At 43.3% G+C, this 16,976-nt stretch carries 18 protein-coding genes; 12 read left to right on the forward strand and 6 right to left on the reverse strand.

Going from position 1 to position 16,976, the window contains the following annotated elements:
- Nucleotides 1-4 precede the first annotated feature (4 nt).
- From FGU46_RS08650 to FGU46_RS08660, 3 genes are read right to left on the reverse strand one after another with little or no spacing between them, the layout of a single operon-like run.
- A complete protein-coding gene (locus FGU46_RS08650) occupies nucleotides 5-460 on the reverse strand; it encodes a response regulator (protein ID WP_286474146.1) in 456 nt (151 codons plus the stop codon).
- Nucleotides 450-3,485 carry a PAS domain S-box protein gene (locus tag FGU46_RS08655; protein WP_286474154.1) on the reverse strand — a complete coding sequence of 1,012 codons (3,036 nt, stop codon included), beginning with the start codon at nucleotides 3,483-3,485 and terminating at the stop codon, nucleotides 450-452. Before FGU46_RS08655 ends, FGU46_RS08650 begins: the two co-directional genes overlap by 11 nt.
- Before the next feature lie 56 nt (nucleotides 3,486-3,541).
- On the reverse strand, nucleotides 3,542-3,841 hold the full coding sequence (locus tag FGU46_RS08660; protein WP_286474157.1) for a hypothetical protein: 300 nt from the start codon (nucleotides 3,839-3,841) through the stop codon (nucleotides 3,542-3,544).
- Between the two features lie 313 nt (nucleotides 3,842-4,154).
- On the opposite strand from FGU46_RS08660, the gene FGU46_RS08665 reads away from it, so the two are divergent.
- From FGU46_RS08665 to FGU46_RS08685, 5 genes are all read left to right on the forward strand, one after another.
- Nucleotides 4,155-4,502 carry an ArsR/SmtB family transcription factor gene (locus FGU46_RS08665; protein WP_286474160.1) on the forward strand — a complete coding sequence of 116 codons (348 nt, stop codon included), beginning with the start codon at nucleotides 4,155-4,157 and terminating at the stop codon, nucleotides 4,500-4,502.
- A gap of 96 nt (nucleotides 4,503-4,598) precedes the next feature.
- Nucleotides 4,599-6,974 carry an endopeptidase La gene (gene lon, locus FGU46_RS08670; RefSeq protein WP_286474162.1) on the forward strand — a complete coding sequence of 792 codons (2,376 nt, stop codon included), beginning with the start codon at nucleotides 4,599-4,601 and terminating at the stop codon, nucleotides 6,972-6,974.
- 272 nt (nucleotides 6,975-7,246) lie between these two features.
- Nucleotides 7,247-7,702, forward strand: coding sequence for a BPL-N domain-containing protein (locus FGU46_RS08675; RefSeq protein ID WP_286474164.1), 456 nt, complete (start codon nucleotides 7,247-7,249; stop codon nucleotides 7,700-7,702).
- Nucleotides 7,630-8,013 (forward strand): hypothetical protein, encoded by a 384-nt coding sequence (locus tag FGU46_RS08680; protein WP_286474166.1) that lies wholly within the window; start codon nucleotides 7,630-7,632, stop codon nucleotides 8,011-8,013. The genes FGU46_RS08675 and FGU46_RS08680 overlap by 73 nt, the downstream gene beginning before the upstream one ends.
- A gap of 142 nt (nucleotides 8,014-8,155) precedes the next feature.
- Nucleotides 8,156-9,979 (forward strand): ArnT family glycosyltransferase, encoded by a 1,824-nt coding sequence (locus tag FGU46_RS08685; protein ID WP_286474168.1) that lies wholly within the window; start codon nucleotides 8,156-8,158, stop codon nucleotides 9,977-9,979.
- Between the two features lie 79 nt (nucleotides 9,980-10,058).
- Here FGU46_RS08685 and FGU46_RS08690 read toward each other — a convergent pair whose 3' ends face one another.
- On the reverse strand, nucleotides 10,059-10,418 hold the full coding sequence (locus FGU46_RS08690; protein WP_286474170.1) for a hypothetical protein: 360 nt from the start codon (nucleotides 10,416-10,418) through the stop codon (nucleotides 10,059-10,061).
- Nucleotides 10,419-10,431: 13 nt separating this feature from the next.
- Nucleotides 10,432-10,941 carry an NUDIX hydrolase gene (locus FGU46_RS08695; RefSeq protein ID WP_286474172.1) on the reverse strand — a complete coding sequence of 170 codons (510 nt, stop codon included), beginning with the start codon at nucleotides 10,939-10,941 and terminating at the stop codon, nucleotides 10,432-10,434.
- A 317-nt stretch (nucleotides 10,942-11,258) separates the two neighbouring features.
- Between FGU46_RS08695 and FGU46_RS08700 the strand changes: the two genes are divergently transcribed.
- The 5 genes from FGU46_RS08700 to pyrE all read left to right on the forward strand — a co-directional run bounded on the left by FGU46_RS08700 (nucleotide 11,259) and on the right by pyrE (nucleotide 14,308).
- Entirely contained in the window at nucleotides 11,259-11,465 is a 207-nt protein-coding gene (locus tag FGU46_RS08700; RefSeq protein ID WP_286474175.1) for a symporter small accessory protein, read from the forward strand.
- 47 nt (nucleotides 11,466-11,512) lie between these two features.
- Nucleotides 11,513-13,108, forward strand: a complete 1,596-nt coding sequence (locus FGU46_RS08705) for a sodium:solute symporter family protein (protein WP_286474178.1) — start codon at nucleotides 11,513-11,515, stop codon at nucleotides 13,106-13,108.
- A gap of 241 nt (nucleotides 13,109-13,349) precedes the next feature.
- Nucleotides 13,350-13,589 (forward strand): PRC-barrel domain-containing protein, encoded by a 240-nt coding sequence (locus tag FGU46_RS08710; protein ID WP_286474182.1) that lies wholly within the window; start codon nucleotides 13,350-13,352, stop codon nucleotides 13,587-13,589.
- A gap of 28 nt (nucleotides 13,590-13,617) precedes the next feature.
- On the forward strand, nucleotides 13,618-13,776 hold the full coding sequence (locus FGU46_RS08715) for an orotate phosphoribosyltransferase (RefSeq protein WP_286474184.1): 159 nt from the start codon (nucleotides 13,618-13,620) through the stop codon (nucleotides 13,774-13,776).
- Nucleotides 13,769-14,308 (forward strand): orotate phosphoribosyltransferase, encoded by a 540-nt coding sequence (gene pyrE, locus FGU46_RS08720; protein ID WP_286478423.1) that lies wholly within the window; start codon nucleotides 13,769-13,771, stop codon nucleotides 14,306-14,308. The genes FGU46_RS08715 and pyrE overlap by 8 nt, the downstream gene beginning before the upstream one ends.
- A gap of 11 nt (nucleotides 14,309-14,319) precedes the next feature.
- Here the strand turns inward: pyrE and FGU46_RS08725 are convergent, their stop codons facing one another.
- Complete coding sequence (locus FGU46_RS08725) at nucleotides 14,320-14,844, reverse strand: MogA/MoaB family molybdenum cofactor biosynthesis protein (protein ID WP_286474186.1); 525 nt, start codon at nucleotides 14,842-14,844, stop codon at nucleotides 14,320-14,322.
- Between the two features lie 371 nt (nucleotides 14,845-15,215).
- Between FGU46_RS08725 and FGU46_RS08730 the strand changes: the two genes are divergently transcribed.
- Together FGU46_RS08730 and FGU46_RS08735 are read left to right on the forward strand one after the other, a co-directional pair.
- A complete protein-coding gene (locus tag FGU46_RS08730; RefSeq protein ID WP_286474190.1) occupies nucleotides 15,216-15,746 on the forward strand; it encodes a PIN domain-containing protein in 531 nt (176 codons plus the stop codon).
- A gap of 95 nt (nucleotides 15,747-15,841) precedes the next feature.
- Nucleotides 15,842-16,954, forward strand: coding sequence for a DUF2117 domain-containing protein (locus FGU46_RS08735; RefSeq protein ID WP_286478425.1), 1,113 nt, complete (start codon nucleotides 15,842-15,844; stop codon nucleotides 16,952-16,954).
- The last annotated feature ends 22 nt before the right edge of the window (nucleotides 16,955-16,976 follow it).

Here is a 16,976-nt window from a genome sequence, read left to right on the forward strand (position 1 = left end):
TTTATCACCGGGGAGGCAGTTTTACTATCTCCAGCCAGAAATTCTGGATACTTTTCACTACCTTGATGAACTCGTCCAGATCAACTGGTTTGGTAATGTAACAGTTGGCATCACGTTTGTAGGTTTCGATTAAATCCTCTTCTGCATTGGAGGTAGTCAATATAACCACTGGTATGCATTTAAGTTTATCATCTTCTTTAATCTCTCTTAAAACCTCTCTGCCATTCTTTTTTGGCAAGTTTAAATCAAGAAGTATCAGATCTGGTCGTGGTGTCTTGAAGTACTCTCCTTCCTGCCGAAGCATTTTAATGGCTTCCTCCCCATCCAATGCTACCTGAAGGTTGTTATTTAATTTAGCATCTTTAAATACTTCTTTCACTAAACGGATGTCTCCAGGATTGTCCTCAATCAATAAAATCTCAACCATCTTACCTAATGGATTCTCAGCGCTATACCTCATAATTAACCCCCTGGGGAATGGTGAAGTAGAATGTGGAACCTCCTTCTGGGTTTGATTCCACCCAAATTCTTCCATCATGTCTTTCTACTATCCGCTTAGCTATAGCCAGACCTATGCCCGTTCCTTCATATTCATCTCTTCCATGCAACCGCTGGAATATCTTAAAAATTCTATCCCTCTGATTTTCTTCAATTCCTATGCCATTATCACTTACGGTGAATAACCAATCTCCTCCATCTCTTTGGGCTGTAACATGAACTCTTGGCTTCTCTGGACCATGATATTTAATAGCATTGGTAATTAGATTCTGTAACAACTGTTTCATCTGTGAATAATCTGCTGAGATAATTGGAAGTGGGCCATGGGTTATAAGTGCATTATTCTTGTCTATCATCATTTTTGATTCGAATATTACTTGATCTAACACTTCTTTTGTATCTATTTCCTTTAAATCGATTTTTTTGGTATTCAGACGGGAAAATTCTAGAAGATCATTTATGAGTTCTTGCATACGAGATGCTCCATTTACTGCAAAATTAATGAACTCATTGGCATCTTCATCCAAATCATTTTCGTAACGTCGTTGGAGAAGCTGGAGGAAACTGCTTATCATCCGCAAAGGCTCCTGCAAGTCATGGGAGGCCACATAGGCGAACTGTTCCAAGTCGTAATTAGATTTCTCCAGCTTTTTTAGAGTTACTCTAAGATTTTCTTCTGCCATTCTACGCTCAGTTATATCCGTAAAAATGGATGCAAAATGATTTGGCTTAGGAGAGTAAGCATCAATCTCGTAGTATCGTTTCAAAGTATCTGAATAATCCTCGAAATGGATAGGATGTCCAGTAAGAGCCACTATCCCATAAATCTTCGCCCAGTCCACAGTATCGTTTGGCAACACCTCACTTTTCAGCTTTCCAACTACTTTTTCTCTTTTAAGTCCGGTAAGCTTTTCAAAGGCCGGGTTAATGTCTAGAAAACGATAATCAACGGGTACTCCTTCTTTATCGCAGATAATTTCGTGTACGGCAAAACCTTCGGTCATCTGGTTAAATAAAGAGTGATAGCGTTCTTCACTTTCTCGCAGATTCTGCTCCGCTATCTTACTCCGAGTGATGTCCATAAACATACCAGTAATCACGGAACCTTCTAGATTGAGACTTACCAGCACATGCGTGATCTTACCATATTTATCAACCATTTCAACTTCACAATCGGAAAGCTGACCATCCTTCTTCAGTTTTTGAACTATTAAATTTCTCTGCTCTTGATTTTGGTATAACTTTACGATATTATCTTTCTTCAATTGATCAACACTATCGTAGTGGAAAATACTGGCCATGGCCTCATTGGCAAATAAAATATCCCCCTGCAAATTAGTCCTAAAGATGGCCACCAGGGAATTGTCAACTAACTCCCGATAACTTTTTTCACTTTCTTTAAGGGCCTTTTCTGCATTTTTACGTTGTGTGATATCTGAAGTAAGTATCAATCCTTTCCAATCGGGAAAAAGTAATGCGGTTGCTTTAACGTTGGTCCAAATGGTTTGCCCATCTTCTGTGGTGATGCCAATCTCTGCTTCTTTAATCTGGTTTCCACTTTGGAAGATTTTTGAGCTGGGAAATTCATCTTCTCTCATTTCTGTACCGTCTGGTCTGATGTACTTCCGTCTTCTATGCTTTCCATTAATTATTTCTTCTTGGGAAAGTCTTAGGATCTGTTCCAGTGCAGGATTAGCATCTATGACCTTCCGGTCCTGATCTATAATGGAAACTCCTATGGGCAGCGTTTCAAAGAGTAAAGTTAACTTTTCTTGGGTTTCGCGCAATGAATTTTCGACATTTTTCCGCTCTGATATTTCAAGAAAGATGATAACAATGTAACCCTTTTTAGGGCTGTAGATGCTCATATCAAACCAGCGTTTAAAGTGAGGCTCATAATGTTCATATTTTATGCTTTCTCCGGTTAGACCCACATTGGCTAAGAGATCTATTCTGGATTGATCTAAATTGGGCAAGAGTTGGCTAATTCTTTTACCCACTACCTTTTCTCGTGTTAAACCTGAAAAGGATTCATATGTATTATTAACATCAATAAAAATAAAATCTAAAGGTTCATGGGGAATATTAACAACCTTGCAATAAGCCAAACCAACCATATCATTAAAAAATAGGCTCTCGTAACTCAGTTTGACATCCTTAAGTGCTTCTTCAGCTTGTTTTTCAGGGGTAATGTCTTCAAAAATGGTGTAAACCTGGTGGGGTTTCACTTCTCCAGGCCGGAATAGGGGAATGGCCTGTATGTTCAACCAAGTGTAACCTTCTTGCCATGGTCTTTCAATCCCTATTACCACCTCTTTCACTGTTTTCCCAGTCTTTAAGGCTACAATGGCTGGATGAGTTTCTGCTGGAAATTCTGTACCGTCTTCGTGAATTGCCTTCCAGATGGGGTCTTCAATTTTCTTATTTACGATGTCATCCACCTTATAGCCCATAATCTTCTCGGCAGCAGGATTCATGGAAGTAATCCGACCCTTTGAATCCCTGTAGATTACACCCTGCGTCATGGTCTCAAAAAGAGTCCGATACTTCTCTTCACTCTTTTTAAGAGCCTTTTCGGCCAACTTTTCATCAGTAACGTCTCGATTACTAACTCTACAGCCTAAATACTGATTATTTTCATCAAAAACAGATTTACAGGCGTGGGAAATCCAGCGCACATCTTCCTCACGATTTATTATGCGAAATTCCAGATAATTTGCATCTTCGGCGTCTATTTTTTGGAAATGGTCACCCAGAAGTGGTTGATCCTCAGGGTGTATGATTTCGTGAAGAAGTTGTGGTCTTTTCACAAACTCCTGCGGTTCGTACCCAGTAATACGTTTACATGAAGGAGAACAATAGATTATTCTACCGTCGGGTGATATCCAGTATTCCCAGTCATAGGTAAAATCCGCAACTATTCGAAAATTAGCTTCGTTTTCCTCTAACTCACTATGCAACCTTTTCTTGGTTGCATTTGGTTCCATAAGAGACATTTTATCAGGTGAAATGTCTACGCCCCTTTGATTGTCAATTAATTGGATTATTCCTTGCTTTCTTTCAATGTCTTCAAAGTGTTGAGGGTAATTTCTCGCTCTAAATACCGCAATCTTTCAGATAAGAAGTCTAAAACCTGTTTACGTTCTTCAAAAGAAACATTCTTTTTGGAGAGCATGTTTATAAGTTCAGTAATACTCCGGACGGACTGTGTGCTTTTTTCATCCATCAAAAGTATATCCCGTTTGCCAATTTCCTTGGCAGGAGCAACACATACTGCCCCTAAAAGTTTTCCACTTTTGTCCTTCACATCCATGGTGCTGGTTAACTTGAACGTTTCTTTCATTATACTTCACCTTATTACAATTTTACAACCTATTCACATAAATTGGTGCTAAAAACTTGCACATATATTAATTCCGGGTAATTAAAAAGATTCCCGGAGTTTTAACACTCCAGGAATCCTTATCATCCCGTTTTACGGAGGCGGTAACGGGGGTGATATTAGAACTATTTTCAGTCTAATTCACCTAATTACATCTTCTTGTGGAGAACATATAAACATTTCTATGAAGAATGTTCCCAGTGAATATTAATATTTAAACAAAAAGTACTAAAAAGGAAAGGTATATAAGTATATTCTTATATACTTAAGAGTCATGATGAGGATAAATTCCAGGACCAGCTCTTTAATATCCTCTGAATTAGAAGAGCTATTCAAGGCTCTGGGCAACGTTAATCGACTCCTTCTGGTCTACTCGCTGGCCTCCGGCGAAGTAGAAAGGATCAGTGTAACTGAAATGTCAAAAATAATGGGCTTGACCCAGCCAGCCGCATCACAACATCTGAAAGTCCTCAAAACAGCCAAGATCCTCATCGCCCAAAAAGAAGGAAATTACATTTATTACACCTTCAACAAACAGGCCCTTCAAAAACACAAAAAAACAATTGATTTTTTATTTAACTGTGCGTTTGCAAAGTGCGAACAACTCGAAAAGCACGAATAAGCCGTTAAGAGTCCTTCTATAACGGTAGTATTAAAATAATCCATGAATTTTTTAAAAAATCCTCTCCACCTGAAAAACAACGTCTTGAGTGATAAAATGAAAGAAACAAACTTAAATGAAGAATTATCGGTACTGGTCATACCTGACCGGGTGTTATTACACCAAACCAATATGAACATGAAAATTGGTAAAAAAATCGGGAGCGAAATATATCAACGGGTTAAAAATGATGATTTCTACGGCATTGTCCTGGGGGTGAAGGAATTCCGGGCAGGTCGCTATGCAAAACATGATTTCTATCCAGTGGGAACCCTCATCAGAATTGAAAATGCCCATGAAATGAGGGACTTCTACCATTTGAAGATAGATATCATAGAACGGGTTCAGATAGACCAACTCATCCCTGATGGCATGAATTACCGGGCTGAATATCATTTAATACCTGACGAAGTAGATATCGACCCCGAAAACCAGGAGGAAATCCTGAAACACATAAGGTTCCTAGTCTCGGAGATAAGTGAAAACTTTAAAGGAGCAGAATCCTACCTGGAAAAAGTCAATCAACTAAACGACCTTAACCAGGTAATAGCATACGTATTCCCCTATATGAGACTTTCCGTGGATGAAAGACAAAAATTCCTGGAAATACGTTCCTTAAAGGAAAAAAGTCTGGCATTCTTGGATATGCTCATTGAACAAAAAGAGTCCATCCAGTTCCAGATGGAACTGGCTGCCAAGTTCAATGAGGAGATGAATAAGAAGCACCGGGAAAACATGCTCAAAGAACAGTTAAAAGCCATACAGGACGAACTCAGCGAAGCAGAAGGAGGATCTGGTAAGAAAGATTATCGTGAGCTTATTGAAGAATCCCACATGCCCGAAGAAGTGCGGAGGGTGGCTCTGGAGGAAGTGGCCAAACTGGACCGGCAGGGTCCTCACAGTTCGGAAGAGAATGTGATACGAAACTACCTTGATCTTTTGGTCAGCCTCCCCTGGGGGGAAAGTGAAGTCAAGGATATAGACATCGAAGCTGCCCGTTCCCTACTGGATAAGGAGCACTACGGACTGGATAAGGTGAAGGACCGTATCATCCAGCACCTGACGGTTATGAAACTGAAACATAACCAGCAAGGATCCATCCTGCTACTGGTGGGACCTCCCGGAACTGGTAAAACCAGTCTGGGAAAAAGCATCGCCGAAGCCCTCGAGAGAAAATACGTTAGAATCAGTTTAGGTGGTGTTAAGGACGAATCAGAGATACGCGGCCACCGCCGTACCTACCTGGGAGCCCTGCCTGGTCGGATCATCAATGGTATGAAACGGGCTGGTGAAAAAAATCCGGTGTTCATCCTGGATGAAGTGGACAAGCTAATGGTTTCCTACAGCGGCGACCCGGCCAGCGCCCTTCTGGAAGTCCTGGACCCTGAACAGAATGACACCTTCTCCGATCACTACCTGGAGGTGCCCTACGACCTGTCTGATGTGTTCTTCATTGCCACCGCCAACTCCCTGCGTGACATCCCCGGACCTCTACGGGACCGTCTGGAAATCATAGAGATTGGCAGCTACACCAGCCACGAGAAGTTCCACATCGGAAAAAACCATCTCATCGACCTTGTGTTAGAAGACAATGGTCTAACTAAGGATCAGTTGCAGATAACCGACGAGGCCCTTAAGACCATCATCGAAAAGTACACCCGGGAAGCAGGGGTGAGAAACCTGAAACGGCAACTGGCCACAGTGGCCCGGGTTGCCTCCGAGAAGATCGTACTGGGTAAGGTTGATTTACCCTACGTAATTAAGGAGGACATGCTGTACGACATGCTGGGACACGAGATCACCCAGATCAACGAGGTGGGTAAGAAAAATCCGCCAGGGGTGGTGACTGGATTGGCCTGGACTCCGGTGGGGGGAGATATTCTATTCATCGAAGGTGCCTTCATGCCCGGAACCGGGAAACTTACCCTAACCGGTCAACTGGGTGATGTGATGAAGGAATCCGCCAAGATATCCCAGAGCCTCATCCGTTCCAGACTGGCCTTCCACCTGAAGAACATGGAATTTGATAAAAAAGATCTACACATCCACGTTCCATCCGGGGCCATACCCAAGGACGGACCATCCGCCGGAGTGGCGCTTTTAACTACCATCGCATCTCTGGTCACTGGACAGATCGTGGATTCCAAACTGGCCATGACCGGTGAGATCTCCTTAAGAGGAGCAGTACTGCCCGTAGGGGGAATAAAAGAGAAGATCCTGGCTGCTCACCGGGCAGGGATAAAACGGGTTATCCTGCCCCGGGAGAACGAGAAGGACCTGGATGATGTTCCCGAGGATGTTAAGGCCGAACTGGAGTTCATCCCGGTTGATACTGTGGAGGACGTCATCAAGGAGACCATTGGCATTGAACTACCTAAACCGGTGCTGATGGATGTTAATTCCGATTCTTTAGCCGGTGGAGCTGGTGCCTAGAAAGGTAACTTTATTCCCATCCCCACTCCATGAGTGGGGCCATTTTTTTTATTAAAAAGTAATTTCTAATCTTTTTTTTTGCTCAATATTTTTTTTAGTATCACCAATACGTGCAGTATCTTCGATCAATATTCTTAGAATTGGTAAAGATTTGGGTATATATTGGTGGGAATAAGGACCAATTTGGGAAAAACTACTTTTATAATGGATTAAAATTAACATTTAAGTTTCATAAGAGCTAAGGAGGTTAAACCATAAATAAATTTAAAATTTTGCTCGTCATCGGTGCTGTAATCTTTTTCCTATTCTCATCTTTAATCATATTGGGATATCCCCTTACCGGGGATTTAAATGCCAGTAACGACACCCCGAGGCAGGTGGAGGCGGTTAAAGTCCTGGTTTACAATGGGGAGGGATCCATGTCCGAAAGCGTGAACGGTATTCTGGATTGTCTTAACACCACCAACAGTCAGAACCTCACCCCCTACTATTACTATGAATATGCCACCACTACGGTGGTCACGGCCAGTAACTTATCCACCTACGATGTGTTGATCGTGCCCGGTGGGGATGCCTCCAGCTATGTTAAGGGAAGTAGCATCGATAGTGCGGCTATCAAGCAATTTGTCAGCGGAGGTAAAGGTTATATAGGAATATGCGCGGGGCCTACGCTGCTTCTAATCAGGTGGATGGCTACTACTCTGGATGGGGCCTGGCATCCACGGTGAATACTAAAAATGTTATCTACGAGGGACTGGTCCCCATAACCCTAACTTCCAGTGGAAGTGTGTTGGGAAACGGATCCTCTAACTTTAACCTTCACCATCAGAACGGTCCTGCCATGTACTCCACTGCTTCAGACACGCCAATGGCCACCTATGCAGATAATCAAACCGGCTACCAGGGGTACGCTGCCATTTTTGGCGTGAACTACGGTTCAGGGAGGGTTCTTTTAAGTGGTTCCCATCCGGAAGTGGATCCAGAAAATCCCCTGCTCCTGGCCCGTATGATCCTGTGGACTGTAAATAAAATAGGATAACCATTTCATTGGTTAGAAGAGGGCTCTAAGATGCAATTTAGACAATTAAAGTCGTTTATACCGCCAAAAAACATACTTAGAGCCTATTATCATAAATGGAAATGAGATTTCAAAGCAGTTATCGAATACCAACTAAAAAAACATGGGAAGCAGCGTTAAAATGAGTGTAACTAATGTTCTGAAGGAAAAATACTGGCTTTTTATCCTAGTGGCCATATTTATCTTTTCATTCATTCTGGATATGTACGTTCTCACCCGTTACTCCTTCTCTTACGGAATCGATGGGGCTTTCTATGATATCCAGGTGCGTAACGTGATCCAGTACGGATTTCCCATGAGTAACGATCCACCGTTGGCTTACTACTTGCTGACTCCTTGGGTAATTTTAACTGGGAACTCTTTCCTGGGAATAAAAATAGGAATGGCCCTGATGGGTTCGTTTCTGGCCTTTCCTGCTTACTTACTAACCGAATTTTATGCTCGTGGTAAAAATGTGGGATCCAGGGTCCCTGCACTTTTAAGTGCCTTCCTGGTTACGGTTAACATTAACTATTTCGCCATGATCGGTGACTACCTGCAAAACCTGGTGGGTGTCCTGTTCCTAGCGGTCTTTCTCTACTTCGCCATTCGGTGGTTTGAAAATATTAGCCAGTGGAAAAAGTTCGGAGTTTTAACCGTCTTGTTTCTAATTTTAAACCTCCTCACCCATATTTACACCGGGGCCCTGGCGGTGTTGCTCTTTTTCGCACTGCTGATCTTCAATATTGTGGTGAAAAAAATTAAAACCGGTAAGTTACCCATTTTCGACCTTAAAATTCTGATAATATTAAGTATAGGGATACTTGGATGTTTTATAGTCCTGTTCCTAGTTTACCCGGTGATGTACACCAAATTCAGTACAGTGATCTCCTTTTTCAACTCATCCTCATCCACCACGGAGGGTCGGACCGTTACCAGTCCCTTCACTGCAATGATATTCTGCAGTCTACCTTATCTGGTGGGAGTTCTAGCGGCGATCATTATACTATACCGGGGTTTAAAGGAAAAGATAACCACTCCCAACCTAATGAACAGAAATTCACTGTTAGCATGGTTATATCTGGCACTGGCTGGTGTTCTCGCGGTTTTATCCTTCATACCATCCTCCCAGTACCAATCCCGCTTCCTGTTAATGGCCTTTTTACCCATTGCCCTCCTGGTGCCCCTGGGCCTGAAGTTCCTGGAAACAGAATCCCTGGCAAGGTATCCTGGTCGTAAGCATATTATAAGTCTTTTGGTCATCATGGTGGCAGTCATCTTTGCCTTTTCCAGTTACCACACCGCCTCAGAGGGCTTTGATAACATGGGGCCCACCATCACCACCGCCCAGTACAACGAACTGGTACAGATCAAGCAGAACCTCACCGTGGAAAATGCGGTCTTTGTAGCTGCAGACTTCCAATCTAAGTACTGGGTGGAGTATGTTTTGGGGGGAAACGTGACCACCAGTTCCAGCATCGATGAGGTTAAGACCGAATATCCCAACAGCACCATTTACGTGGTCACACTCACCAGCACCAATCAACTCACCACCAATCAAAGTTCGGGGGGATTCCAGCAACCGAATGGAAACTATGAGGCCAGTTTCCTCCTCCCCTATGGGCCACCTATATTACCCAATTCCTTAGATAAGATACCTACTGGCAACTCAGAACAGAAACAACCAGACTCCAGGAATGGAACGAATCAGCCTCCTGGTAATATGGCTGGTTCTGGTAACAATACCGGTACACTTCCGGGCAGTATGTCCCTGAACGGAACACCTCCATCCCTATCACAAGGGAATAACTCCGGTTTAACTGGTGCAAATGGTCAAACACCTCCGGGCGGCCGAACATCCTCACAGGGTCTTTCTTTAAACGTTTCCGGGACCACAGTCTTCAGTGGAGCCTACTTCAAAATAGTGCGATATGAAAATGAAGCTTGATTAAAAGAAATGAGGTTTATTGTAAAAGTAATCTATTTTCCCCCAGAATTTCTTGACCTTCCCCCAGGCCCCTGACCCTTTACTTCCGCTGGAAGTCCAGGATCACTCTGATCAGGGGAAGCTCCTGGTCGATGTCTACCGAGAGAGGAGGGCCTTCGTCCAGGTAAATTGAAGCCAGAATCAGTTCCTCAGATATTTGCTTGCCATGAAGGCTTTCGGTGGTTTTCACGGTGAATTTATCCTCTTCACCATCCTCAAAGAAATATTTAACCCTATCTGAATCAGTACCCATCACCCGGAGCATGATCATGAGGTGTTCATCACTTCGGAAATAGAAGTCCTTAACAAACTCCTGGGGAATGGTTAATTCTATAGATTTTCCTTTTTCTTCTTCTCGAACAAAATATACTGGTGCGGATACTCCTGACAAACAAATCACTCCTTTTTATATTCTACCTCTTCTTCCGGATATTGTCCACTGAAGACTTCAGGGAACTCAGCCATGGTTTCAGAATTTCCTGGTAACTCTCCTGGTCTTCTTCTCCGGCAGTATCTCCTCCAGCCGGGATTTGGTTTTTAACAAAGTCCCGCAACCAATCAGCCAGCTCATATTCTGGAAGAGTGTCAAAGTAGACCCAGGCGTAGCCATCATGTTCGCTGCTGAGGTTAAGTTCACCCTCCTCCACCTTAGCGGAGAGAATGATATGAACCGCCCTTATCAGAGTTAAATTCTGCTCCGAAACCCCCACCACATGGTCTAAGGAAATGTTGAGGTTAGTTTCTTCCTTAACTTCTCTAATGAGGGCCTGATCAAATGGTTCACCCTGATCCACTTTTCCCCCGGGAAGTTCCCATTTATCGGGGTTAGTCTTGGATTCAGAGGATCTTTTTATAATTAAGATCTTTCCATCGTCATCGGTGATTAGGGCCCGTACCGCAAGACCAAAAACTAGTTCTATCATCTTGGCATCCTATTTTTATAGTAATTTATACCTTCACCTCTTTTAATTGTTGAGGTTATCTGTATTCCTGTTTAATACAGATTTATAGAGCATAAAAATAAGCATCTTCCCTGGTTTCTGCGCAGAAATCCATTGAATATGATCTTATTTTTAAGAAAAACTCTCTCATTGCTGATTACTTTTTGATCTAAATAATTCTCAGCTAAAACTCCCCTTCACTTTTTATAGATATTTATAAAAGACTATTTCACCCAATTAATAATGATAAACCAGTCTACTAAAAAACTGGGTTGTCAGAATTATAAGAGGTGCAATAAATGGTTTTGGGAATTGATGATCCATGGATCTGGAGCGCGTATATTGGCTGCATTCTGGCCATGCTTTTATGTGTAGTTTATGGTGTCGTAAACTGGAATAAAGGCGGTGAAGACGAGGAAGAGCAGATCAAAGAAGAGATGGAGTGGCATAAAAAGGAGAAAGAAATGGAGGAGAAAGAGCTGGGGCTCTGGGATGAAGAAGGCTGATTCCAAGTTTAGACCCATTCTCGTTCTTCATTTAGGGGGTGTTTTTAGTGGATCTTTTAGTTTTAAGTATTGTAGTTTTGATTTATCTTTTGATGGTGGGGTATGTGGGCTACGTGGCCTGGAAACGTACCAAAAGTGCCGATGACTACATGGTAGCCGGCCGTAAAACCCATCCGTATATCATGGCCCTGAGTTACGGGGCAACATTCATCAGTACCGCGGCCATCGTGGGTTTCGGAGGTACTGCAGGAGTTTATGGTATGGGACTGCTGTGGCTCACCTTCCTGAACATCCTGGTGGGTATTTTCATCGCCTTTGTGTTCTTCGGAAAACGCACCAGGAAAATGGGACACAATATGAGTGCCCTGACCTTCCCGGAATTCATTTCCCGACGTTTTAATAGTAAATTCATCCAGTATTTCTCGGGGGCAGTTATATTCCTGGGAATGCCCTTATATGCATCGGTGGTCCTGATCGGTATGGCCCGTTTCGTGGAGACCACCCTGCAAATCGATTACAACTTTGCCCTCATTGGAATGGCCCTTATAGTGGCAGTTTATGTGATTTTTGGTGGTATACGTGGGGTGATGTATACCGATGCCCTGCAGGGAACCATCATGTTCTTTGGAATGCTGTTCCTCCTGGTTTCCACCTACTGGATACTGGGGGGAGTGGTAGATGCCAACCAGGCCCTCACCAACCTGGTTAACATTGTACCCCAGAGTGCCACGGCCAAGGCCACCGCCACGGGATTCACGGGCTGGACCTCCATGCCCACTTTGGGAAGCCCATTCTGGTGGACACTGGTAAGTACCCTAATTTTAGGGGTGGGTGTTGGAGTTTTATCCCAGCCCCAACTGGCGGTTAGGTTCATGACCGTTAAATCCAACCGGGAACTCAACCGGGCCGTACTCATAGGGGGCATATTCATCTTCATGATGACTGGAACGGCTTTCGTAGTGGGCTCCTTATCCAACGTGTACTTCTTTGATACCGTGGGGAAACTGGCCGTGGCCGTGGCCGGGGGTAATGCTGATAAGATCATACCGGCTTTCATCGGAACCGCCATGCCAGTATGGTTCGCCTATCTCTTCATGGTAACCCTACTATCAGCGGCCATGTCCACTCTATCGGCCCAGGTACACGTGCAGGGCACTGCCCTGGGAAGAGACATCTATGAAACCATAACCAGAAAGACGGGAGCCTCTTCAGTGATGATATCCCGGGCAGGAATCGCCATAGCAGTGATCATCGCCGTGATCTTGGGATACATACTGCCGGAGAACATCATCGCCGTGGGCACAGCCATGTGGTTCAGTATAACTGCAGCAGCTTTCCTTTCGCTTTATGCCTTTGCCCTGTTCTGGAAGCGTTCCACCAAGGCTGGAGCCATAGCAGGACTCGTTACTGGTACTGTTTTCAGTGTGTTCTGGATACTATTCGGATACCAGAAATCAGCAGCGGCCCTGGGTATCTGCCAGGCACTTACCGGTAATGCGGTAATATTGACCTCCGCACCCTGGCCTACGGTAGACCCCATCGTGATTGGTCTGCCATTGGCCTTCGTGGTTACCGTGGTGGTAAGTCTGTTAACCAAACCACCCGCCCAGGAACATCTGGACCTTTGTTTCAAAGGGATTTAAACTCTAAATCCCTCTTTTTATTATTTTTAATTAAATCTAAACAAATTTTATCTTAATTTATCTAATTTACATTATAACTACTTTAAAATATATTTCAATAAATTATAAAGGGAAAAATCCAAAAATACTCATAGAAAAAAACTTCTCTAAAAAAATATATAGTATCACGAAAATATTATTAAAATAAATCAGTAAAAAAGAAGGTCGGGAGTAAAACCGCCCCATCTTGATGGTGATGAGTATGAGAATAATTGAAGAGATAATTGGAAAGGAAGTTTTAGATAGCTCAGCAGTGGTCATTGGTAAAGTAAGGGACCTGGAATTGAATATAGAAACCAACCAGATCGAAGCCTTCATACTAGGAAAAGGCGGCATATCCGAAGGACTGGGGCTCTCTAAAGGGGAAACAGTGGTCCCCTATGACATGATCAAACAGATCGGCGATAAAATACTCCTTAAAAATGCTTCAGAAACCCTTTAAATATTACTCATTTTTTCAGGTGTCTTAATTGGAGATTCCGGGTATCTGCAGTATCTGTGGAAGACAGGGAAAGATGTACGCCTGTCAGCTTTGTGGAAGCCGGGTTTGCAGTGATTGTTACGACCACCTGAGAGGGGTATGCCGTTTATGTCTGAGAGGGCGGAGGATGGATGATTCTCATGGATGAACAGCGAAAAAATCTTTTAAAACTTTTAACCACCCACCAGGTAATCCAGTTCGGCAAGTTCACCCTGGCCTCGGGTCGGGAGAGTGATTACTACGTGGATATGAAGAAGGCCATCACGGATCCCCGCATACTGTCCCAGATTGGCGAGATGATGGCTGAGAAAATTAAGGGTGAAAGGGTGGACAAAGTTGCCGGTCCAGCCCTGGGTGCAGTTCCCATAGCCACTGCCGTTTCCCTGACCTCAGGTATTCCTATGCTCATGATCAGAAAATCTAAAAAAGGCTACGGTACCTCCAAGCTCATAGAAGGTGAACTGAAACAAGATGATCGGGTCGTGGTGGTGGAGGACGTTACTACCACTGGAAATTCTCTCTTAAAAGCTGTGGAAGCAGTTAAAGATAGTGGTGGATTGGTGGTTCGGGCCTTGGTGGCGGTGGATCGTGAAGAGGGGGCTCGGGAGAATCTTCTGAAAAAAGGAGTTAAACTGGAGCCACTGGTTACTAAAAGCGACTTTTCATCTTATAAAAATTAGCATCCCACAGATTATTCTTTAAGGTGACGAACCAGATGCCCCAGTTCGGGCTTGATGATCTTCAAACCCAGCTTTACGGCGTTTGGCGAACCAGGAAGTGCGAAGATCAGAGTGGAGCCGTAAACTCCTGCTGTGGCCCGGCTGAGGATAGCACCGGTTCCCAGTTCTTTATAAGACTCATAACGAAATATTTCACCAAATCCGCTCAGTTCTTTACCAAAAAGCGGTTTAAGGGTCTCAATGGTAATGTCTCTGGAACCGATTCCCGTACCACCGGTGGTTACGATAACCTCCGCTCCCTCTCCTTTCATGACATCCAGGGTTGATGTGAGCTTTTGCGAGTCATCGGGGATTATCCTATAATCCAACACCTGATGCACATCACCTAGAGAGTCCTTTAATAAATTCCCGGAAAGATCGGTATCAGTCTTTCCCCTGAGAAAATCCTGATATTTAGAGTCACTGAGGGTTATGACTCCAACTTTAATGCTACGCGGGCTGTTCTTTCGATGTTCTTCCATGCTCCTGCTCTTCACCAAATCACTTCCTTAAGTCCAGCTCTAATATGTAGGATTAGTCTTATAATCTGAGGTTACTGATGAATACTCCACATTGGTGTGAATTATTTAAACCTGACCTATAAAAAAAACATTTAATCCCGTATATAAAGGGTGAGGGAGAGTTTTTAGGTCCAAATCGGAGGCGGTTTTTTCGTGGCGAAAAAATCTTGAGGAGTCTAAATTCTTCTCTCCCTCGGAGGGAAAGTTTATTCTTTATGACATAAAAACCTTTCTCATAAGCCCCTCTCCCAATTACAAAAACGAATTTAAATCTTTTAAATCATAAATTCCTAATAAAAAAGTGATTTGGAAGATAATGAACTTTAAAAATTTTCAAACGGTGTTTTATGGCAAATTTTAGTCATTCTAATAATAAAAAAGGCAAAGTATACGTTTTGGATACCTCTGCTATTATTGGAAGGTTTTTATCATCTGATTCAGCTAATATGACTACAAATGGCGTTATTAGAGAAATCAAGGACTTTAATTCCCGTATTTTTACTGAGGATGCCCTGGAAGATGGTAGGCTGGAGGTACGCGAACCGGAGAAATGGGCCATTAAAAGAGTTCAAAGCATAATGGAAACCTCTGGTGATATACTGAGACTTTCTGAGGTTGATACGGAAATACTAGCCCTGGCAGTAACTTTAACAGAATCTTACGAACCAATCCTGGTTACCGATGATTACTCCATCCAGAACCTTTCGAAAATACTCAAAATACTCTACCGGAGTGTTTTAACCCAGGGTATTGAAGAAGTGTACCGCTGGATACTGATCTGCCAGGGATGCAAGAAGCAGTATCCCCCCCAGTATAAGGGGGAGGACTGTGAAATATGTGGATCTAAACTATTCAAAAGACGAATAAAAGGATCTTAAATGATCTTAAGGACGATCTGCAGATATAAATCGGTTTGAAATTCCAATTTCAGTGTGGGTAAATTATAATATGCTTAGGATCCTAAGGTGAAATGATGAAGATTGGTGTGGTGGTCCACGGACCCGAAATTGTGGATTCAGGATATGCCCTTCGAATACTGGAATTTATGGAAGACTACGGTGAGGTAAAGGCCCGCCTGGGCGGTACCATGGGAAGAACTGCTGTAATCGACTCCAATCTTGAAGGGCGAATTGATATAAGTCAAAAACTTCTTCCCAGTCAATCTATTGACCTTCTCAGCCAAGACGGACAGGATATTATTGTTTTGATTAACTATGGGAAGTCCAGTGTTACCGGCCAGGCCTTTGGCTATAAGGTGTACAGCCATTGCCTCCCCCACATTCCCCTTATTCAGATAGAACGGCCCGGTGAGGAAGATGGTAGTGTAGTGGCCTGGAGGGCTGATCTGCAGGAACTAGCCACCGAGATGGCCCGAAAGTTGGGTTTGAAAACAGTTTCAGCCCAGAAAATCAGAGATTCAATAGAAAAGAGCGATCCCTGTTGGAAGGAAAGTCAACGTATCTGCCGTAACATTGCCGGTGTATCCCCTGATGAGAACATATTCGTTAATGGTATCGTGGTGGGAAGGTCCACTTCCCATGACGTGGCCCTGGTGGCTGAGAATGGTGTAATCACCCAGCTAATTGGCGGGGAACTGAAGGAACATGGAGTGGAAAAGTTGGGAAAGGTGGACTTGGAAAGGGCCATTATTAAGACCGGACTCCTCCGCAAGTCCCGGGTAAAACCACGGATATTACCATCAGAGAAAAATGGTTCAAAACTGATGGTTTCATATTTAAGTCATGCTGCTGAGGATATTTATCGTTTACGGAATGCAGATGTGGTGGTTACAGTGGGAGATGACACTACTCTGGTAGCGGCTGATATACTCTACCGTTTCAACGTTCCCATCATCGGCATCACTGATGGTGACCTGGACAAAGTGGTGGAGGAAGGTTTTAAAGCCGATGGATCCATGGTGGTTGAACTGGAAAGTGGCTGGGATGATATAATTGGTGAAAAAATATTTCTGGAGCTTTTTAAAGGTAGTGAAACCATAGAAATAGTAAATATGGAAAATTTTAAAAATAAAATCCTACAGATAATCAAGAAGATTAACCCTCACTATCAGGTGAGATATACTTAATAATTAACTTACTAAAGTTAAG

The organism is Methanobacterium sp. CWC-01, assembly GCF_030323845.1.
GTDB classification, from domain to species: Archaea; Methanobacteriota; Methanobacteria; order Methanobacteriales; family Methanobacteriaceae; genus Methanobacterium; species Methanobacterium aridiramus.